This window comes from Bacillus sp. FSL R5-0447, from assembly GCF_038606125.1.
GTDB classification, from domain to species: Bacteria; Bacillota; Bacilli; order Bacillales; family Bacillaceae; genus Bacillus; species Bacillus velezensis.
In genome coordinates, this window is record NZ_CP152012.1 from 1,222,058 (window position 1) to 1,240,507 (window position 18,450).

The 18,450-nt window shown below is 48.5% G+C and carries 19 protein-coding genes; 17 read left to right on the forward strand and 2 right to left on the reverse strand.

Features of this window, described 5'->3' with window-relative positions:
- Positions 1-33 precede the first annotated feature (33 nt).
- The 8 genes from argC to NYE68_RS06390 all read left to right on the forward strand — a co-directional run bounded on the left by argC (position 34) and on the right by NYE68_RS06390 (position 9,686).
- A complete protein-coding gene (argC, locus tag NYE68_RS06355) occupies positions 34-1,071 on the forward strand; it encodes an N-acetyl-gamma-glutamyl-phosphate reductase (RefSeq protein WP_113766354.1) in 1,038 nt (345 codons plus the stop codon).
- A gap of 22 nt (positions 1,072-1,093) precedes the next feature.
- Positions 1,094-2,311: a bifunctional ornithine acetyltransferase/N-acetylglutamate synthase gene (gene argJ, locus NYE68_RS06360; protein WP_324635950.1), complete on the forward strand. Its 1,218-nt coding sequence runs from the start codon at positions 1,094-1,096 to the stop codon at positions 2,309-2,311.
- Between the two features lie 14 nt (positions 2,312-2,325).
- The gene (argB, locus tag NYE68_RS06365) at positions 2,326-3,102 is read left to right on the forward strand and encodes an acetylglutamate kinase (protein ID WP_015417199.1); all 777 of its coding nucleotides are present in this window, start codon (positions 2,326-2,328) and stop codon (positions 3,100-3,102) included.
- Positions 3,099-4,256 carry an acetylornithine transaminase gene (locus NYE68_RS06370; protein ID WP_053573554.1) on the forward strand — a complete coding sequence of 386 codons (1,158 nt, stop codon included), beginning with the start codon at positions 3,099-3,101 and terminating at the stop codon, positions 4,254-4,256. Before argB ends, NYE68_RS06370 begins: the two co-directional genes overlap by 4 nt.
- 69 nt (positions 4,257-4,325) lie before the next feature.
- Positions 4,326-5,384 carry a carbamoyl phosphate synthase small subunit gene (locus tag NYE68_RS06375; protein WP_007409132.1) on the forward strand — a complete coding sequence of 353 codons (1,059 nt, stop codon included), beginning with the start codon at positions 4,326-4,328 and terminating at the stop codon, positions 5,382-5,384.
- Complete coding sequence (locus NYE68_RS06380) at positions 5,377-8,472, forward strand: carbamoyl phosphate synthase large subunit (RefSeq protein WP_039252018.1); 3,096 nt, start codon at positions 5,377-5,379, stop codon at positions 8,470-8,472. Before NYE68_RS06375 ends, NYE68_RS06380 begins: the two co-directional genes overlap by 8 nt.
- On the forward strand, positions 8,460-9,431 hold the full coding sequence (gene argF / locus NYE68_RS06385; protein WP_039252015.1) for an ornithine carbamoyltransferase: 972 nt from the start codon (positions 8,460-8,462) through the stop codon (positions 9,429-9,431). Before NYE68_RS06380 ends, argF begins: the two co-directional genes overlap by 13 nt.
- 75 nt (positions 9,432-9,506) lie before the next feature.
- The gene (locus tag NYE68_RS06390) at positions 9,507-9,686 is read left to right on the forward strand and encodes a YjzC family protein (protein WP_003155070.1); all 180 of its coding nucleotides are present in this window, start codon (positions 9,507-9,509) and stop codon (positions 9,684-9,686) included.
- Between the two features lie 36 nt (positions 9,687-9,722).
- Here the strand turns inward: NYE68_RS06390 and NYE68_RS06395 are convergent, their stop codons facing one another.
- Complete coding sequence (locus NYE68_RS06395) at positions 9,723-9,908, reverse strand: YjzD family protein (protein ID WP_003155069.1); 186 nt, start codon at positions 9,906-9,908, stop codon at positions 9,723-9,725.
- Between the two features lie 260 nt (positions 9,909-10,168).
- Between NYE68_RS06395 and NYE68_RS06400 the strand changes: the two genes are divergently transcribed.
- The 4 genes from NYE68_RS06400 to NYE68_RS06415 all read left to right on the forward strand — a co-directional run bounded on the left by NYE68_RS06400 (position 10,169) and on the right by NYE68_RS06415 (position 12,799).
- Complete coding sequence (locus NYE68_RS06400) at positions 10,169-10,903, forward strand: hypothetical protein (protein ID WP_094032933.1); 735 nt, start codon at positions 10,169-10,171, stop codon at positions 10,901-10,903.
- 82 nt (positions 10,904-10,985) lie between these two features.
- The gene (locus NYE68_RS06405; protein WP_251248637.1) at positions 10,986-11,552 is read left to right on the forward strand and encodes a hypothetical protein; all 567 of its coding nucleotides are present in this window, start codon (positions 10,986-10,988) and stop codon (positions 11,550-11,552) included.
- Positions 11,553-11,641: 89 nt separating this feature from the next.
- Positions 11,642-12,595, forward strand: a complete 954-nt coding sequence (locus tag NYE68_RS06410; protein WP_015417205.1) for a BMP family ABC transporter substrate-binding protein — start codon at positions 11,642-11,644, stop codon at positions 12,593-12,595.
- Positions 12,596-12,607: 12 nt separating this feature from the next.
- Positions 12,608-12,799, forward strand: a complete 192-nt coding sequence (locus NYE68_RS06415; protein ID WP_047477800.1) for a ComZ family protein — start codon at positions 12,608-12,610, stop codon at positions 12,797-12,799.
- Positions 12,800-12,827: 28 nt separating this feature from the next.
- Here the strand turns inward: NYE68_RS06415 and NYE68_RS06420 are convergent, their stop codons facing one another.
- Positions 12,828-13,046 (reverse strand): hypothetical protein, encoded by a 219-nt coding sequence (locus NYE68_RS06420; protein WP_007409123.1) that lies wholly within the window; start codon positions 13,044-13,046, stop codon positions 12,828-12,830.
- A gap of 167 nt (positions 13,047-13,213) precedes the next feature.
- Between NYE68_RS06420 and NYE68_RS06425 the strand changes: the two genes are divergently transcribed.
- The 5 genes from NYE68_RS06425 to NYE68_RS06445 all read left to right on the forward strand — a co-directional run bounded on the left by NYE68_RS06425 (position 13,214) and on the right by NYE68_RS06445 (position 18,427).
- The gene (locus NYE68_RS06425) at positions 13,214-14,152 is read left to right on the forward strand and encodes a beta-ketoacyl-ACP synthase III (protein ID WP_007409122.1); all 939 of its coding nucleotides are present in this window, start codon (positions 13,214-13,216) and stop codon (positions 14,150-14,152) included.
- A 22-nt stretch (positions 14,153-14,174) separates the two neighbouring features.
- Positions 14,175-15,413, forward strand: coding sequence for a beta-ketoacyl-ACP synthase II (gene fabF, locus NYE68_RS06430; protein ID WP_015417206.1), 1,239 nt, complete (start codon positions 14,175-14,177; stop codon positions 15,411-15,413).
- 82 nt (positions 15,414-15,495) lie between these two features.
- On the forward strand, positions 15,496-16,281 hold the full coding sequence (locus NYE68_RS06435; RefSeq protein ID WP_061046904.1) for a DUF2268 domain-containing protein: 786 nt from the start codon (positions 15,496-15,498) through the stop codon (positions 16,279-16,281).
- Positions 16,282-16,454: 173 nt separating this feature from the next.
- Complete coding sequence (locus NYE68_RS06440; RefSeq protein WP_025284553.1) at positions 16,455-17,441, forward strand: ABC transporter ATP-binding protein; 987 nt, start codon at positions 16,455-16,457, stop codon at positions 17,439-17,441.
- A complete protein-coding gene (locus tag NYE68_RS06445) occupies positions 17,438-18,427 on the forward strand; it encodes a dipeptide ABC transporter ATP-binding protein (protein ID WP_003155053.1) in 990 nt (329 codons plus the stop codon). The genes NYE68_RS06440 and NYE68_RS06445 overlap by 4 nt, the downstream gene beginning before the upstream one ends.
- Positions 18,428-18,450 lie beyond the last annotated feature (23 nt).

Below are 18,450 nucleotides of genomic sequence, written 5' to 3' on the forward strand. Positions count from 1 at the left end.
AATAATTTCACAAAAACCAAGAAGGTGAACCCGTTGAAAATAGGTATTATAGGCGCGACTGGTTATGGAGGCGCCGAACTTGTCAGGATTCTTAACCATCACCCTTATGCAGAAGATTGTATATTATATTCATCGAGCGACGAAGGAAAAGAATATGCCGCTTCATATCCGCATTTGAGGAATATAGCGTCACAATCACTTCAGCCGCTTCATATAGAAACGATCCGAAACGAAATTGATGTCATGTTCATAGCCGCGCCGCCCGGCGTTTCCGGAGAGTGGTCGCCCAAGCTGGCGGAGGCGGGCATCCCGGTCATTGATCTATCCGGCGATCTGCGGATTCAAAACCCGGCCGTGTATGAAAAGTGGTATAAGCGGAAGGCCGCTCCGAAAGGAACGATTCAAAGCGCGGTTTACGGTTTAGCTGAACTGCAAAAAGAAGAGATTCAGACTGCAAAGCTGATTGCCAATCCGGGATGTTTTCCGACGGCTGTGCTGCTCGGGCTCGCCCCGCTGGCGAAGAATAAGCTTTTACAAGATTCATTTCTGATTGTTGATGCGAAAACGGGCGTATCCGGCGCCGGCCGAAAAGCATCCATGGGCACTCATTATTCTGAGCTGAATGATAATTTCAAAATTTATAAGGTTAATGAGCATCAGCATACTCCGGAAATTGAACAGCAATTAGCGGCTTGGCAGCCCGGCACAGGCCCGATCACGTTTTCCGCACATTTGGCGCCGATGACAAGGGGCATTATGGCGACGATGTATACCGACGCCCCTCCGGGAATGTCTGCTGCACAGGTAAGAGAATTGTATTCCGAATTCTACAAAGATTCATATTTTGTCAGGATCAGGCCGGAAGGTGAATTTCCGGCGACGAAAGAGGTATACGGCAGCAATTTTTGTGATATCAGTGTCACCGTGGATGAAAGAACAAACCGTGCCACCATCGTTTCTGTCATAGATAATCTGATGAAAGGCGCCGCAGGGCAGGCGGTTCAAAATTTAAATATCATGAATGGCTGGCAGGAAGAAACGGGACTTACGATGACGCCAGTCTATCCATAGAACGAAAGAGGGATTCAAAAATATGATTCAGCTGAGTGAGGAAATCACGAAAATAAAAGGCGGCGTATCCTCGCCGAAAGGGTTTGAGGCAAAGGGCGTGCATTGCGGTCTGCGCTATTCAAAAAAAGATCTCGGAGCGATTATCAGCGAAGCGCCTGCAGTCAGTGCAGCGGTATATACGCAGAGCCATTTTCAGGCAGCGCCGCTGAAAGTGACGCAAGCCAGCCTGAAAAAAGAGGGTGTGCTTCAGGCGGTTATCGTCAACAGCGCGATTGCCAACGCCTGTACGGGAGAACAAGGATTAAAGGACGCCTATGAAATGCGGGACGGCTTCGCGAGCCAGCTCGGCATTGAGCCGGAGCTTGTTGCGGTTTCGTCAACCGGGGTGATCGGCGAGCTTTTAGACATGAAAAAAATTCAATCGGGCATTGAACAGCTCGGTCAAGCGCCATCCGTGTCCGGAGCATTTGAAGAAGCCATTTTGACGACGGATACAGTGACGAAACAGACGTGTTATGAACTGGTGATCGGCGGAGACATCATCACGATCGGCGGAGCGGCGAAAGGCTCCGGCATGATCCACCCCAACATGGCGACAATGCTCGGCTTTGTCACAACTGACGCCGCCGTGGAAGAACAGGCGCTCAAAAACGCGCTCAGAGAGATTACGGACGTTTCATTTAACCAAATCACCGTTGACGGAGAAACATCGACGAATGACATGGTGCTTGTGATGGCAAACGGCTGCGCGGGGAATGATTGCCTGACGGAGCAGCACCCTGACTGGCCGGCTTTTAAAAAGGGATTAAAGCTTGTATGCGAAGACCTTGCCAAAGATATAGCCAGAGACGGTGAAGGAGCGACGAAATTAATTGAAGCCAGAGTCGAAGGCGCGAAAAACAACCTTGAGGCGAATATTATCGCCAAAAAAATCGTCGGCTCAAGCCTTGTGAAGACCGCCGTTTACGGCACAGACGCCAACTGGGGGCGCATCATCGGCGCAATCGGGCACAGTGCGGCAAGCGTAACGGCCGAACAAGTGGAAGTTTTCCTCGGTGGCCAGTGTCTGTTTAAACACAACGAACCTCAGCCGTTTTCGGAAACTGATGCCAAGGAGTACTTATCAGGTGATGAAATTACGATTGCAGTCCGCCTGCAGGAAGGCTCCGGCAGCGGCCGGGCATGGGGCTGTGACTTAACCTATGATTATATTAAAATCAATGCGAGCTATCGCACATAACAAAGGGGAGCGGCATGAAGAAAACGATCGTTTTTAAGTGCGGCGGCAGCGTAATCCGCGAGTTATCCGCCGATTTTTTTCAAAATGTAAAAGAGCTTATGCAATCCGGCTGGAACATTGCCGTCGTGCATGGAGGCGGTCCGGACATTTCAAGAATGCTGAAAACATTGCAGATTGAAACGGAATTTGTCGATGGACAGCGGAAAACGACCAAACCGGTGCTGGAAACAGCGGAAATGGTCTTGTCAGGGACGATCAATAAATTTTTCGTAACCGAACTCGCGAAAAACGGGCTGAAAGCCGCGGGAATATCAGGAAAGGACGGCGGTCTCCTTCAAGCATCCTATCTTAATCAAGACAAATACGGAGAAGTCGGCGAAATACAAAAAACCGATCCGTCAATCATTCACGCATTAATGAAAGAAGGCATCATTCCCGTTATCGCTCCGCTTTCCATGACAAGTGATTTCGAAACGCTGAACGTCAACGCAGACGCCGCGGCATCGGCCGTCGCTTCAGCCTTACACGCCGACAAACTTTTATTTGTCACGGATGTCGAAGGAATTATGGACGGAGAGAGCAGGCTGGATACTTTGACGCCGCAAGAGACTCACGCCCTCATAGATGACGGCGTGATTTCAGGAGGGATGATTCCGAAGGTAAACTCGGCATTATCGGCACTGAGTGAAGATGTCGAGGAAGTGATGATCGTAAACGGAAAAGGAGCGTTTTTTACCGATCAAGCCTTCCAAGGAACAAAAATTGTCAAAGAAAAGGAGAGCGTGTCATGAGCAGTCTATTTCAAACCTACAGCCGCTGGCCCATTGATATCAAAAAAGCGAAAGGGACAATTGCAGAGGATGAAAACGGAAAAACGTATCTCGATTTTATTCAGGGCATCGCCGTTTCCAATCTCGGCCATTGTCATGATGAGGTCACAGAAGCGGTGAAAGAACAGCTTGACAGTGTATGGCACGTTTCCAATCTGTTTGAAAATGATCTTCAGGAAAAAGCCGCGGCAAAGCTTGCCGAACATAGCGCGGGGGATCTCGTTTTCTTCTGCAACAGCGGGGCCGAAGCGAATGAAGGCGCCATTAAGCTTGCCCGTAAAGCAACGGGAAAGACAAAAATCGTAACGTTCCATCAATCCTTTCACGGACGGACCTATGCGGGGATGGCCGCCACCGGACAAGACAAAATCAAGATTGGTTTCGGACCGATGCTTCAAGGCTTTCACTATCTTCCGTTCAATGATCCGTCGGCATTCAGCACGCTTTCAAAAGAGGATGATATCGCCGCCGTCATGCTTGAGACGGTGCAGGGAGAAGGGGGAGTCAATCCCGCCGATCCGGAATTCATCGAAGCCTTACAGACATTTTGCAAAGACAAACAGGCGCTGCTTATCACAGACGAGATTCAAACCGGAATCGGCCGGACGGGCAAGGCATTCGGCTATGAGCATTTCGGCATCTCGCCGGACATCATCACTGCTGCGAAAGGGCTTGGAAACGGTTTTCCCGTCGGAGCCGTGATCGGCAAAAAGAAGCTTGGCGACGCCTTTACGCCGGGTACGCATGGTACGACTTTCGGCGGCAATAAACTTGCCATGGCAGCTGTGAAAGCAACCTTGGATATTGTGTTTCAGCCGGACTTTCTTCAGGCGGCGGCAGACAAAGGATCATTTTTAAAAGCGCAGCTGAACCGTGAACTGACAGGACCTTTTGTAAAAGAAATCCGCGGAAAAGGGTTATTAATCGGCATTGAATGCGCAGGTCCCGTGTCCGGCCTCATCGGAGATCTGCAGGAACGCGGGCTTCTCGTGCTTCCGGCCGGACCGAATGTCATCAGGCTGCTCCCGCCGCTTACGGTTTCTGAAGAAGAAATGCTGTCGGCCGTCAGTATGCTGAAAGCAGCGATCGAAGCGCATTCGGCAGTGAAACGGTAATTTTTTTTCGATATAAAAGTATAAAAATTCATATTTTTAATTAATTATTCATCAAGAGGTGGGCTTTAGATGAAAGGCTATTTAGTATTGGAAGACGGAACATCATTTGGCGGTGAACTTGAAAAAGAGGCCCGCTGTGTTGGCGAAGCGGTTTTTTTCACCGGAATGACGGGCTATCAGGAAGTGCTTACAGACCCGTCATATAAGGGTCAGATCGTCGTCTTTACGTATCCGCTGATCGGAAACTACGGAATTAATGAAAAAGACCTTGAAAGTAAGATTCCTCAAGTCAAGGCTGTTGCCGTCTATGAAGCGTGTGAACATTTTTCTCACCATGAAGCAGTCTCAAGCTTGAGAGAGTATTTAAATAAATGGAACATCCCGCTCTTAACCGAAGTGGACACACGGGCCGTCGTCAAAACCATCCGCTCCGGCGGCACGATGAACGCTGCCGTGTCAACAACAGGAGAAATTCCGGCAGCATCCGGAACGGAAAACCCGGCGGAGCTGGCGCAGTCTGAAGACATCACGTCAATGGGGAACGGAGACCGGCATATTGCGCTGATTGATTTCGGTTATAAAAAATCAATCGCCTCGTCACTTGTAAAGCGCGGCTGTAAAGTAACGGTCATTCCGTATCAGCAGATGAACGCTGTTTACGACATTCAGCCTGACGGAATCGTGCTCTCAAACGGCCCGGGCGACCCGAAAGCGATTGCGCCGTACATGAACCGGATTACATCATTACTCAGTGATTTCCCCGCACTCGGCATTTGCCTCGGGCATCAGCTGATTGCCCTGGCTTTCGGAGGAAATACGTATAAGCTGCCGTTCGGCCACAGGGGTGCCAACCATCCCGTCATTGACCGGAAAACGAAACGGGTGTTTATGACAAGCCAGAACCACAGCTATGTCGTTGATGAAGCATCAATTGACGAAAACGAGCTGTCCATCAGATTTCATCATGTCAATGATACATCGGTGGAAGGGCTCATTCATAAGCGCCTTCCCGTATTAAGCGTCCAGTTCCACCCTGAAGCTCATCCCGGACCGGCTGAGAGCGAGTGGATATTTGATGAATTTCTAGAGAAAGTGATACCAGCAAGGAGAGAAATCGCTCATGCCTAAAGATACAACCATTTCCAGCATATTAGTCATCGGCTCCGGCCCGATCATCATCGGCCAGGCGGCAGAATTTGATTATTCAGGAACGCAGGGCTGCATGGCTCTGAAAGAAGAAGGATACCGCGTTATTCTAGTTAACAACAACCCGGCAACGATTATGACGGATGAGGCGTTTGCCGATGAAATATATTTTGAACCGCTCACAACCGACAGCATCGAGGCCATTATTGAAAAAGAAAAACCGGACGGTCTGCTTGCCAATTTGGGCGGCCAGACGGCATTGAATTTAGCCGTTAAGCTTGAAGAAGCAGGCGTGCTGAAGAAGCATCACGTCAAGCTTTTGGGAACATCGGTGGAAACCATTCAAAAAGGCGAAGACCGGGAGCAGTTCCGCGCCCTGATGAAAGAGCTCGATCAGCCCGTTCCGGAAAGCGAAATCGTCGACAACGAAGAAGATGCCCTCCGTTTCGCCGAGTCTATCGGATTTCCGGTTATTCTGAGACCGGCGTATACGTTAGGCGGAAAGGGAGGCGGAATCGCGAAAACGAAAGAAGCGTTTCAGACGCTGATTAAACAGGCGCTGTTAGCAAGCCCGATCAGCCAATGCCTCGTCGAAAAAAGCATCGCCGGATTTAAAGAAATCGAATATGAGGTCATGCGTGACAGCAATCATACATGCATCACCGTCTGCAACATGGAAAACATCGATCCCGTCGGCGTGCATACAGGAGACTCCATCGTCGTCGCACCGTCCCAGACGTTAACGGATGAAGAATATCAGATGCTGCGTTCAGCAAGCCTGGCGATTATTTCGGCGCTGGATGTGGTCGGCGGCTGCAACATTCAATTTGCGCTGGATCCGTTCAGCAAACAGTACTATGTCATTGAAGTGAACCCGCGTGTCAGCCGCTCTTCAGCTCTCGCGTCAAAAGCGACCGGCTATCCGATTGCCAAAATGGCGGCGAAACTTGCCGTCGGCTATACGCTTGATGAACTGAAAAATCCGCTGACGGGCTCTACTTATGCAAGCTTTGAACCGGCGCTTGATTATGTCATCGTCAAATTCCCGCGCTGGCCGTTTGATAAATTTAAACATGCCGACCGCACGCTCGGAACGAAGATGAAAGCGACGGGAGAGGTCATGGCGATTGAAAGAAATATGGAAGCGGCCATTCAAAAAGCGGCGGCCTCCCTTGAGCTGAAAACGATCGGCACCCGCCTGCCTGAACTCGGCGGCTGTACGATCAATCAGCTGTGGGAATTAGCGGTAACGCCGGATGACCGGAGATTTTTCGTCGTCATGGAGCTGTTAAGCCGCGGTGAAACGATAGAAGACATCCATGCCAAAACGAAAATTGACCCGTTTTTTCTCCATGTATTCCGAAATATCATCACATTGGAAAACAAGCTGATGGAAGAAGGGGATCATCTGTCAATGCTGCTTTTAAAGCAGGCGAAGGTAAAAGGCTTCACGGATGTCATGATCGCATCTCTCACGGGAAAAACGGAAGAAGACATCCGTGCTCTCAGAAAGAAATCAGGCATCGTCCCGTCGTTTAAAATCGTAGATACATGCGCCGCTGAATTTGATGCCAAGACGAATTATTTCTACTCCACCTACCTCGGGGAAAGCGACGGAGATATCAGCCGGAAAGAGAAAAAACGCGCCCTCATCATCGGCTCAGGCCCGATCCGCATCGGTCAGGGAGTGGAATTTGATTACAGTGCCGTCCACGGCGTTCTGACCCTGCAAAAGCTGGGGTATGAAACGATTATGATCAATAACAATCCGGAAACAGTAAGCACGGATTATGAAATCGCTGACCGGCTTTATTTTGAACCGCTGACGACAGAACATATTTTGAACGTGGCGGAACATGAAAACATTGATTTTGCCATCGTCCAGTTTGGAGGGCAGACCGCGATCAATGCCGCTGAACCGCTGGAAAAAGCGGGCATTCCGCTGCTCGGAACATCCTTTGAAACCCTTGATGCGCTGGAGGATCGGGATCTGTTTTATCAGCTGCTTGATGACCTTGACCTGAAACATGCCAAAGGCGAAACCGCTTATTCAAAAGAAGAAGCAACGGAAAAAGCAAGCCGAATCGGCTACCCTGTGCTGATCCGTCCGTCTTATGTCATCGGTGGGATGGGCATGATCATCGTTGATTCAGAAGCGCAAATGTCAGAGCTGCTGGCAAATGAGGCGGGCATGCCGTATCCGATTTTGATCGATCAGTACATTACAGGAAAAGAATTGGAGATCGATCTGATTTCCGACGGACATGAAGTATTCGTGCCGACTTACACAGAGCACATTGAACGCGCCGGCGTCCATTCGGGCGACAGTTTTGCGATTCTTCCGGGTCCGTCTGTCACACCTGATATGCAGCGGAATATAAAAGAGGCCGCCGAAAAAATCGCGGTAAAACTGGCTTTTAAAGGCATCATGAACATTCAGTTTGTCATTGATGACAAAGGGGATATTCTCGTTCTTGAAGTGAATCCGCGGGCAAGCCGCACGGTTCCTGTCGTGTCTAAGGTGATGGGGGTGCCGATGATCCCGCTTGCCGCCAGATTGCTGGCCGGCGCTTCCCTTAAAGACATCAAGCCCGAGGTTCAAAATCAGCACGGAACGGCAGTGAAATTCCCGGTTTTTTCTTCGCACGCCATTCAGGATGTGGATGTAAAGCCCGGGCCGGAAATGAAGTCGACCGGAGAAGGCATGTGTGTCGCGTTTGACGCAGAAAGCGCCCTGAAAAAAATCTACGCGCACGTCTGGGAGAAAAAAGGCAGCATCTATCTGGAAGGCTGTGATGCGGAATTGGAACGTCAGGCTCAAGAGGCGGGATTTACGGTATGCAAAGATGCGTTCCCGGCATGGGCAGAGCGAAAGGATAAAGCGGTCCACATCAATTTCAATCACTCTGAAGAAGCGCGTAAACAACGGATTGAAGCCATGACGCACGGTGTGACGGTCTTTACTGAACCGGAAACCGTAAAGGCATTTTTAGCAAGCGGCTCCGGCGAACCTCAGCCTGTATCGCTCAAAGATCTTTATCAAAAGGAAGTGGCATCATGCACACAATAAAAGCGGAACACACATTAACCCATTTGTACGGCAAAGATTTTCTTTCCTTAAAAGATGTCAGCCCGTCAGACATCAATGCGCTTCTGACAGAAGCTTCATTATTAAAACAACATCCGATACAGCCGATTTTCCAAGGGAAAACATTGGCGATGATTTTTGAAAAATCTTCAACCCGCACACGTGTGTCTTTTGAAGCGGGAATGGCCCAGCTCGGGGGAACGGGACTATTTCTTTCAAGCAGCGACCTGCAGCTTGGGCGGGGGGAGACAGTCGCGGATACGGCGAAGGTGCTGTCCGGCTTCGTTGATGCCATTATGATCCGCACCTTTGAGCATGAAAAAGTCGAAGAGCTTGCCGAGCATGCTGATATTCCCGTCATAAACGGGCTGACCGACCGGTATCACCCGTGTCAGGCACTCGCGGATCTGTTAACGATACAAGAAATAAAAGGAAAATTAAAAGGAGTAAAAGCCGCCTATATCGGTGACGGAAATAATGTGGCGCATTCACTAATGATCGGCTGCGCAAAAATGGGCTGTGACATTGCGATTGCTTCGCCGAAAGGCTATGAAGTAGAGGAAGAGGCGGTAAATGCCGCAAAAGAAGCGGCGGCTGTTTCCGGAGCGAAAATCACCCTTACCGAAAATCCGCAGGAAGCGGTGCGGGATGCAGACGTGATTTACTCCGACGTCTTCACGAGCATGGGGCAGGAGGAAGAGACGCAGCAGCGGCTGCATGTGTTTGCCCCGTATCAAGTCAACGCCTCACTCGTCAGTCTCGCCAAACCCGACTATACATTTTTGCATTGCCTGCCCGCGCATCGGGAAGAAGAGGTCACGTCCGAGATTATCGACGGTCCGAACTCTGCGGTATTTCAGCAGGCGGAAAACCGGCTTCACGCGCAAAAAGCGCTCCTGAAAGCTCTTCTTTACAAACAGGATGAACAAAAAAACCGCTGAATCTCATTCAGCGGTTTTTAATATTTCTCCGCATACAAGCGCATACTACATAAAAAAGAAAAAGGAGGAAATGACGTGGGACAGCAGCATCAATTCCGCCCGGGACAAAAAGCGCCGAATAACGGTGTGTACGTTGAAATCGGCGAAACGGGAAGCATGGTCAAAAATCCGCAAAAAATCAAGCTTACGGTTGGAGAAATGTTCCCTGAAACTTCAAACCACAACAGATTGTGGACGTATCAACGAAAACCGTGAACACAAAAAAACCTGCTGAATAGCAGGTTTTTTTATTTAATGCTGGTTTGCATCCTGTTTGACAGGCATGATCTCCGCAAGAACAAAGACTAGCACCGCAATAACCACGGCAATAACGGATGATTGCTTGAAATTGTACGCCGCGCTGTTCATGGAGGCGACCAGATAACAGGCCATATGTGTTAAAAGGAACGTCCAAATAAAACCGATAATAAACCGCACGTTTCCACCTCGTCCTTCATTTTATTCTACGTTGTATCATACCATACATAAAGCGCGGGCGGAAGGTCATTTTCTCATCAAAAAGCGCGCCTGAAACTGACATGTGCCCGCCTGTCCGGCCGTCTGATGGAAAATTCGGTTCCTGTGCTTGGGATAATAGCCAAAACATAGCAGCAAATAGGAGTTTATCCGATCCGTTTTCATTCTTCTTACATATGATAGCCAATAGAGAGATTAGGAGTAAAAGGAGGCGGGCAGGCATGGGGATTACGGAAAGATTTTTCCAATTCGGATCTGAGCTGAACGTCATCCATCTGCCGTATCGGCCGAATGGCTTCTGTATCTTTATTCTGGGGGACAGAACCCACTTTGTCAGCCGGGACTCAAGCTTTTGGCTCGAACATGAAGGGAGAAACCAGCTGTTACATGTGCTGCTTGACAGAGGGTACACCATTATTAACAGCAATTTATACGGGCGGCATTGGGGTTCGGAAAAAGCCGTCCTTTACGCCAGACAGCTGATGCATTATGTGCTGAAACAAGAAACCCTCAATCCGAAAATACACTTGCTCGCAGAAGGCATGGGCGCCCTTATCGCCGATCAATTGCTGCAGTCTTCAGCGGAGCATATCCGTTCAGCCGCAATGTTAGATCCTTGTCTTGACCTTCAAGCCCATTTTGAATCAGAGAAAGAAAATAAGTTCTTTTATAAGCAGTTTCTGAGGGAAACGGCACAGAGCTTCGGTGTTTCTGAAAAAGAGGCAAGCTCACTGAGCTATCAGACCATTACCGGCTGCCGCACCCGGGCGCCGGTACATATATGGCAAAGAACGACCGGAGCGCTGTACCCGTACACCCTGCATGCGAACGCGTATAAAGAAGCCCGGGAAAAGACCGGAAGCAAGACTGATATCACGTATCACCTGCTTGAGAACCCTGCGCGTATTTACAGAGCCATCTGCCGGTTTTTCCGCAGTCATGAAAAAGACCTGTAATGAATAGAATACAACAGCCATCTCTTTTCAGAGGGCTGTTTGGCTTGTGTGTGAATGAAAAACCGGAAAGGCGGCAGATGTGATGAAAACAGCGCTGATCATTGGAGCAGATGAATTTCTCGGCCTTTCATTGTGCGAACGGTTGATGGAAGAGGGTGTGCACGTTGATGTCATTTTGGCAGAACCGGAGGACAAAACGAGGCAGCTGTATTTAGAAGAACGTTTAATGTGGCTCGCGAGAAACGGGCTTTTTCAAATAATAGATGAAATCGGTGAAAAGGAATACGATCGTATCTGCGTTCAATACGGGAGCGGGTGTCTGCCTGAAGAAAGGGCTGAGCCCTTATATTGGATTGTTTACAGTGAGGATCACGGAGACTGGGAGAAAAACGCTCAGCGGGATACAGCCAAAGCGATTATCCTTCCTCCCCTTTACGGTCCGTGGACGGGAGAAAAAGAAGATGGCGAAAGCAGGATCTTTTTAGAAGACGCGGTCTGCGGGCTGATGAATCAGCTTGAGGCTGACGGCACAGAAGATGAAAATCAGATTATTACCCTGGAAATAAAAGAAAAAACGCAAAAAACGGAAGCGGAAGAAAAAATTAAAGAATGGAAAAGACAATTTTCATCAATATTCGACATTTTTTAAGAAATACCTTCCATGTTATGTGCATTACCGCTACAATAAACGTATATCAATTATACATGTTATGAGTTTGAAAAGGGGTTGAACATGGCTTGATCACCAGGCTTGTCATGATCTTTTCTGTCCTCCTTTTATTGAGCGGATGCGCACAAACTCCGTTTAAAGGAAAAATTGAGAAGGTCGGAATGCTTTTTCCCGATACCATCAGTGACTTGGTATGGGGCACAAAAGGTTACAAAGGTTTATTAGCGATACAATCTGAATTTAACGTTGACGTTTATTATAAAGAAAATATCAGATCCGATGAAGATATTTTAAAAGCGATAGATGATTTTCATAAAAAAGGAGTCAATCTTTTATACGGGCACGGAAATGAATACGAGGAAATCTTCAATATGATCAGCAAGGATTATCCCGACATGGAATTCGTCGTCGCAAACGGAACGGCGAAAAGCGATAATGTCACAAGCGTTCATCTTATGGGAGAAGCAATGGGTTTTTTCGGGGGAATGACAGCCGCCCATATGTCAAAAACCAATGAGGTCGGCGTCATCGCCTCCTTTTTGTGGCAGCCTGAAGTAGACGGCTTTATCAAAGGGGCGAAATATGAAAAGCCTGATATCACCGTCAATACTGAATTTACGGACCACTGGGATAACGGCAATGAAGCGCTGCATCTTTACGAGAAGTTAAAAGCGGAAGGCACGGATGTTGTATATCCGGCCGGAGACGGGTATAATGTTCCTGTCATTCAGCAAATCAAAAAAGACGGGCTTTACGCCATCGGCTATGTCGCCGAACAATCGAATCTCGGCAAAAACACGGTGCTGACAAGCACGGTGCAAAACGTAGATAAAGCCTATACATTAATTGCCGAGCAATATAATAAAGGTTCGCTCAAGAGCGGAGATCACAACTTTGATTTCAGGGAAGGAGTCGTTGAAATGGGGACGTTCAGCCCTCTGGTGGACAAAGCATTTCAAGACAAAATCTCAGACCTTGTAAAAACGTATAACCGAACAAATGAACTGCCGTCAAATGAATAGAGGTGGATACACATGCAGCATGAAAAGTCTCTTGAATTTATGCAGATCGCGATGAAATACCTGCCGAAAGCAAAGGCGGAGCTTGAGAAATCCGGCATAGATCTGTCTATGGAAATGATTCAGCCGTTTATGGACCTGTTTACATCGGTCATGGCGGAAGCGTATGAGCTTGGCAGATCTGATGCCGGGGAGCTGAATAAATAAAGAGAGCCACTTTTCATGAAGTGGCTTTTCACATGATTTTTTTCTTTATAGCGGACACCATCGGCGCGAAGTCTTTAAATACGGGCTTTAATTGATCCAGAGAGTTCATGATGGACCCCAGCTGATTCATCACGTGGTTGTAATCGATCTCTTCTTCGTTTTCAGCCTGAGGCTGCTCCGGGTTTTCTTCCGGTTCTTTATCCCGGTCTCTGGAATCGCCGAACATCATTTTGGAGAAAATATCCATTGTGAAGCCTCCTTTCGTCTTCCTTTTATTCTATGAGGAGCAGCGTCCGATAGTTTAGACGAATATATTGCCAACAGAAAAAAAATAGGGTAGAATTAGTACCTGATACTAATAATTGATCATAACTAATTAGTTTTAAATTCATTATAAAAAAGGAGTCTTTTCCAATGAAAGCTGGAATTCTTGGCGTCGGCCGTTACATCCCGGAAAAAGTGCTGACAAATCATGATCTTGAACAAATGGTAGATACATCGGACGAGTGGATTCGTACGAGAACAGGTATAGAAGAAAGAAGAATCGCCGCGGAAGATATGTATTCATCCGGCATGGCCGCTGAGGCTGCGCAAAAAGCGCTTGATCAGGCCGGCATTTCCGCTGAGGAGCTTGATATGATCCTAGTGGCGACGGTTACTCCTGACCAGTCTTTCCCCACCGTTTCCTGTATGATACAAGAGAAGCTCGGGGCCAAAAAAGCGTGCGCGATGGATATCAGCGCCGCATGTGCGGGTTTTATGTACGGTATCGTAACCGCCAAACAATTCATTGAATCGCAAACATACAAACATGTCCTCGTGGTCGGCGTGGAAAAGCTCTCAAGCATTACCGACTGGGACGACCGCAATACGGCTGTGCTGTTCGGAGACGGAGCCGGAGCGGCGGTCATCGGACCGGTCAGCGACGACAGAGGCATACTGTCATTTGAGCTCGGAGCAGACGGTACAGGCGGTCAGCACTTGTACTTAGATGAAAAAGGGCATACAATCATGCATGGAAGAGAAGTATTCAAATTCGCCGTCCGGCAAATGGGTGAATCGAGTGTAAATGTCATTGAAAAAGCCGGCCTCTCCAAAGAGGACGTAGACTTTTTGATTCCGCATCAGGCAAACATCCGCATCATGGAAGCGGCACGGGAACGTTTGGAGCTTCCGGTTGAAAAGATGTCTAAAACAGTCCATAAATATGGAAACACATCCGCAGCATCCATTCCGATTTCATTAGTAGAGGAACTGGAAGCAGGCAAAATTAAAGACGGCGACGTCATCGTCATGGTCGGTTTCGGCGGAGGATTGACATGGGGCGCCATAGCAATACGCTGGGGACGATAAAAAAAGGTGAGGTGCACACAAGATGAGTAAAAAAAGAGTAGTCGTTACAGGGCTTGGAGCCCTGTCTCCGCTTGGAAACGACGCCGAAACAAGCTGGAAAAATGCAATCGGCGGCGTATCCGGAATCGGACCGATCACACGTGTGGAATCGGACGAGTATCCGGCGAAAGTAGCTGCTGAACTGAAAGATTTCAATATTGAAAATCACATGGATAAAAAAGAAGCGCGAAAAATGGACCGCTTCACGCAATATGCTGTCGTAGCCGCGAAAATGGCCGTTCAAGATGCCGGTCTGAATATCACAGACGAGATCGCGCCGAGAGTCGGCGTTTGGGTCGGGTCCGGAATCGGCGGTCTTGAAACGCTTGAATCCCAATTCGAAATCTTCCTGACTAAAGGGCCGAGAAGGGTCAGCCCGTTCTTTGTTCCGATGATGATTCCGGATATGGCGACAGGCCAAATCTCAATCGCTCTCGGAGCAAAAGGAGTCAACTCCTGTACGGTGACGGCATGTGCGACGGGAACGAACTCTATCGGTGACGCGTTTAAAGTCATTCAGCGCGGCGATGCCGATGCGATGATTACGGGCGGAACGGAAGCACCGCTGACAAGAATGTCATTTGCGGGCTTCAGCGCAAACAAAGCCCTTTCTACAAATCCTGATCCGAAAACGGCAAGCCGCCCGTTTGATAAAAACCGTGACGGCTTTGTCATGGGAGAAGGCGCGGGGATCATCGTGCTTGAAGAGCTTGAGCATGCCCTTGCCCGCGGTGCGAAAATCTACGGGGAAATTGTCGGCTACGGCTCAACGGGTGATGCCTACCACATTACCGCGCCTGCCCAAGACGGGGAAGGCGGTGCAAGAGCGATGCAGGAAGCAATCAAAGATGCGGGCATCAAGCCTGAAGAAATTGATTACATCAACGCTCACGGCACAAGCACGTACTACAATGATAAATACGAGACAAAAGCCATTAAGACCGTTTTCGGTGATCATGCGTACAAGCTTGCCGTCAGTTCGACAAAATCAATGACGGGTCATTTGTTAGGCGCTGCCGGAGGAATTGAAGCAATCTTCTCCGTCATGGCCATTAAAGACGGCATTATCCCGCCGACGATTAACATCGAAACACCTGATGAAGAGTGTGATTTAGATTATGTACCGGACAAAGCGCGCGAGCAGGATGTCAACATCGTTCTCAGCAACTCGCTCGGCTTCGGCGGACATAATGCCACTTTGATCTTTAAAAAATATCAATAATACAGTTTTTGACCGGCTGCCTGAAAAAGGTGGCCGGTTTTTTTGTGTGTGCATATGATAACAACAAGAGGAGGCGAACCGTATGAGCGTCAAGCAGACATATCAATGGATGGAAAAGGCGGCATCCGTAAATGATCTGGCTCCGCATCTTTTGCCGCTTTTTTCAGGGGCCGATAAGAAAGAGTGGAAGCCGATACTCGGGATGCTGCAAAACCACGGCATGTTCCGCCATTTGAAGGACGGCGTTAGGACCAGTAAACGGCTGAAAGAAAAAGGATGCTACAGCCATATTCAAAAGGAGGAAGCCTATTTAAAGGAGAAGTGGAACGGGCCGGACGTGCCGATCGTAGTTTTGCCCGTCGATGAACGAAACCGGAAAATCCGTCAGGAATTCGGATCAAAATCCGGTCTGGCCTTTCGGGACAAAATGTTCCTCTTTCTATCGTCGGATAGTTCCAATTCAGCTGTATCCGCCCTTATGACACATGAATATAATCACGTCTGCCGGTTAGAACATGTGACAAAGGACGAAAAAGACGAGACATTTCTTGATACAATCATGATGGAGGGGCTGGCAGAATATGCTGTATATGAGCGGTTCGGCTCAAGTCTTACGGCGGAATGGACGTCCTACTATACGCCCGAGCAGCTTGATTTTCTGTTTGAAAAAAGAGTCAAGCCGAACCTCCGCTTAACGAGAGACAGCAGAATGTTTTCCCAGCTGTTATACGGAAAAGGATACTTCCCCTCAATGCTCGGCTATGCTGTCGGATTCAATATAGTAAAAAAATATTTAACCGGCCATCAAAAAACAGTAAAAGAAGCATTGGCCATCCCTTCAAAAACCTTTCTGGAGGCAACGCTTTAATAGATTAAAAGAATGGAAATTATTTAAGGATATTACATTTATCCTAAAAAATTCTTGCATTTGTAATAATGATGTAATAATATACAACTATAAAATTTTTCGACTATTCTATATTTTGTGATAGCGAAACGTATGTTTCCCTCTGCTTCAGCGGAATGAGAAAGGGGCGTATCATGAGCACACTATTAGAAGTGAATAATTTAAAGACCTATTTTTTCAGAAAGAAACAGCCGATCCCCGCAGTCGACGGGGTTGATTTTCACATTAACAAAGGCGAAACCGTCGCTCTTGTAGGAGAATCCGGCTCGGGCAAAAGCATCACCTCGCTTTCTATTATGGGACTTGTCCAAGGCTCGGGCGGAAAAATTATGGACGGCTCGATTAAGCTTGAAGGCAGGGACCTGGCCTCCTTCACCGAAAACGAATATTGCAAAATCCGCGGAAATGACGTCTCTATGATCTTTCAGGAGCCCATGACTTCCCTGAATCCGGTGCTGACCATCGGCGAACAAATTACCGAAGTGCTTGAATACCATAAAAAAATGAATAAAAGAGAAGCGTCCAAAAAAGCCGTTGAGCTTCTGGAACTCGTCGGATTCTCCAGAGCGGAACAAGTAATGAAAGAATATCCGCACCGTCTTTCCGGAGGGATGAGACAGAGGGTGATGATCGCCATTGCGCTCAGCTGCAATCCGAAGCTTCTGATCGCTGATGAGCCGACGACGGCGCTTGATGTGACGATACAAGCCCAAGTATTGGAGCTGATGAAAGACCTCTGCAAAAAATTCGATACTTCCATTCTGCTGATCACTCACGATTTAGGTGTGGTTTCCGAAGCCGCCGACAGGGTGATCGTGATGTACTGCGGACAAGTCGTAGAGAGCGCGAGTGTGGAGGACTTATTTTTAAACCCTCTTCATCCGTATACCGAAGGGCTGTTAAACTCCATACCGGTGATAGATGGAGAGATTGATACATTAAAAGCGATCAAAGGCAGTGTCCCGACACCGGATAATCTTCCGGAAGGCTGCCGATTTGCCCCGAGGTGTTCAAAAGCGATGGACAAATGCAAAACAGGGCAGCCGGAGCTGATAACGCATGAAAGCGGCCGTTCTGTAAGATGTTTTTTATATGAGGAAGAGGGTGCCCAATCAAAATGACAGCTGCAGGCCAAGAAACGATTTTAGAGCTGAAAGACGTAAAAAAATATTTCCCGATCCGCTCCGGTTTTTTTCAAAGGAAAGTCGGTGATATAAAGGCTGTTGACGGCGTTTCTTTTTCACTGAAGCGCGGGGAGACGCTCGGCATCGTCGGTGAATCAGGATGCGGCAAATCAACGGCGGGAAGGACGATGATCCGTTTATACAAGCCGACAGACGGCCGTATTCTTTTTAAGGGTCAGGATATCTCCGGATTATCTGAAGAAAAGCTGAGAAAAAGCGTCCGCAAAAACATCCAGATGGTCTTCCAAGATCCCTTCGCATCCCTTAACCCGAGGAAAACGCTGCGTTCCATTATTAAAGAGCCGTTCCAGACTCACCATATGTACAGCATGAGCGAGCGGAACGAGCGAGTGGAGGAGCTGCTGGCGAAAGTCGGCCTTCACCCGAGCTTTGCAAACCGCTATCCGCACGAATTTTCCGGGGGACAGCGCCAGCGGATCGGGATTGCGCGGGCTCTGACGTTGAATCCCGAGCTGATTATTGCGGATGAACCCGTTTCCGCACTCGATGTCTCCATTCAGGCCCAGGTCATCAATCTGATGGAAGAACTGCAGGATGAATTCAACCTGACCTATTTGTTTATTTCTCATGATTTGAGTGTTGTCCGCCATATCAGCGACAGAGTCGGCGTCATGTATCTGGGAAAAATGATGGAGCTGACCGATAAACACGAGCTGTACGGCAATCCGCTTCACCCTTATACGCAAGCGCTTTTGTCTTCAGTGCCCGTCACGAGAAAAAAAGACGCCGTCAAGCGGGAACGAATCATCCTGAAAGGAGAACTGCCAAGCCCGGCAAACCCGCCGAAAGGCTGCGTGTTCCACACGCGGTGCCCGATGGCCAAACCTATCTGCAAGGAACAAATCCCGGCATTTGAAGAAGCCGCTCCCGGCCATTACGTCGCCTGCCATTTATATGCCTGAAATGACAAGCATCGAGAGGGGGT

Bases quoted from the DNA above. Each gene is read 5' to 3' on its own strand.
- argJ (WP_324635950.1), top strand. From the start codon at position 1,094: ATGATTCAGCTGAGTGAGGAAATCACGAAAATAAAAGGCGGCGTATCC.
- argB (WP_015417199.1), top strand. From the start codon at position 2,326: ATGAAGAAAACGATCGTTTTTAAGTGCGGCGGCAGCGTAATCCGCGAG.
- NYE68_RS06370 (WP_053573554.1), top strand. From the start codon at position 3,099: ATGAGCAGTCTATTTCAAACCTACAGCCGCTGGCCCATTGATATCAAA.
- NYE68_RS06375 (WP_007409132.1), top strand. From the start codon at position 4,326: ATGAAAGGCTATTTAGTATTGGAAGACGGAACATCATTTGGCGGTGAA.
- NYE68_RS06380 (WP_039252018.1), top strand. From the start codon at position 5,377: ATGCCTAAAGATACAACCATTTCCAGCATATTAGTCATCGGCTCCGGC.
- argF (WP_039252015.1), top strand. From the start codon at position 8,460: ATGCACACAATAAAAGCGGAACACACATTAACCCATTTGTACGGCAAA.
- NYE68_RS06400 (WP_094032933.1), top strand. From the start codon at position 10,169: ATGGGGATTACGGAAAGATTTTTCCAATTCGGATCTGAGCTGAACGTC.
- NYE68_RS06405 (WP_251248637.1), top strand. From the start codon at position 10,986: ATGAAAACAGCGCTGATCATTGGAGCAGATGAATTTCTCGGCCTTTCA.
- NYE68_RS06415 (WP_047477800.1), top strand. From the start codon at position 12,608: ATGCAGCATGAAAAGTCTCTTGAATTTATGCAGATCGCGATGAAATAC.
- NYE68_RS06420 (WP_007409123.1), bottom strand. From the start codon at position 13,046: ATGGATATTTTCTCCAAAATGATGTTCGGCGATTCCAGAGACCGGGAT.
- NYE68_RS06425 (WP_007409122.1), top strand. From the start codon at position 13,214: ATGAAAGCTGGAATTCTTGGCGTCGGCCGTTACATCCCGGAAAAAGTG.
- fabF (WP_015417206.1), top strand. From the start codon at position 14,175: ATGAGTAAAAAAAGAGTAGTCGTTACAGGGCTTGGAGCCCTGTCTCCG.
- NYE68_RS06435 (WP_061046904.1), top strand. From the start codon at position 15,496: ATGAGCGTCAAGCAGACATATCAATGGATGGAAAAGGCGGCATCCGTA.
- NYE68_RS06440 (WP_025284553.1), top strand. From the start codon at position 16,455: ATGAGCACACTATTAGAAGTGAATAATTTAAAGACCTATTTTTTCAGA.
- NYE68_RS06445 (WP_003155053.1), top strand. From the start codon at position 17,438: ATGACAGCTGCAGGCCAAGAAACGATTTTAGAGCTGAAAGACGTAAAA.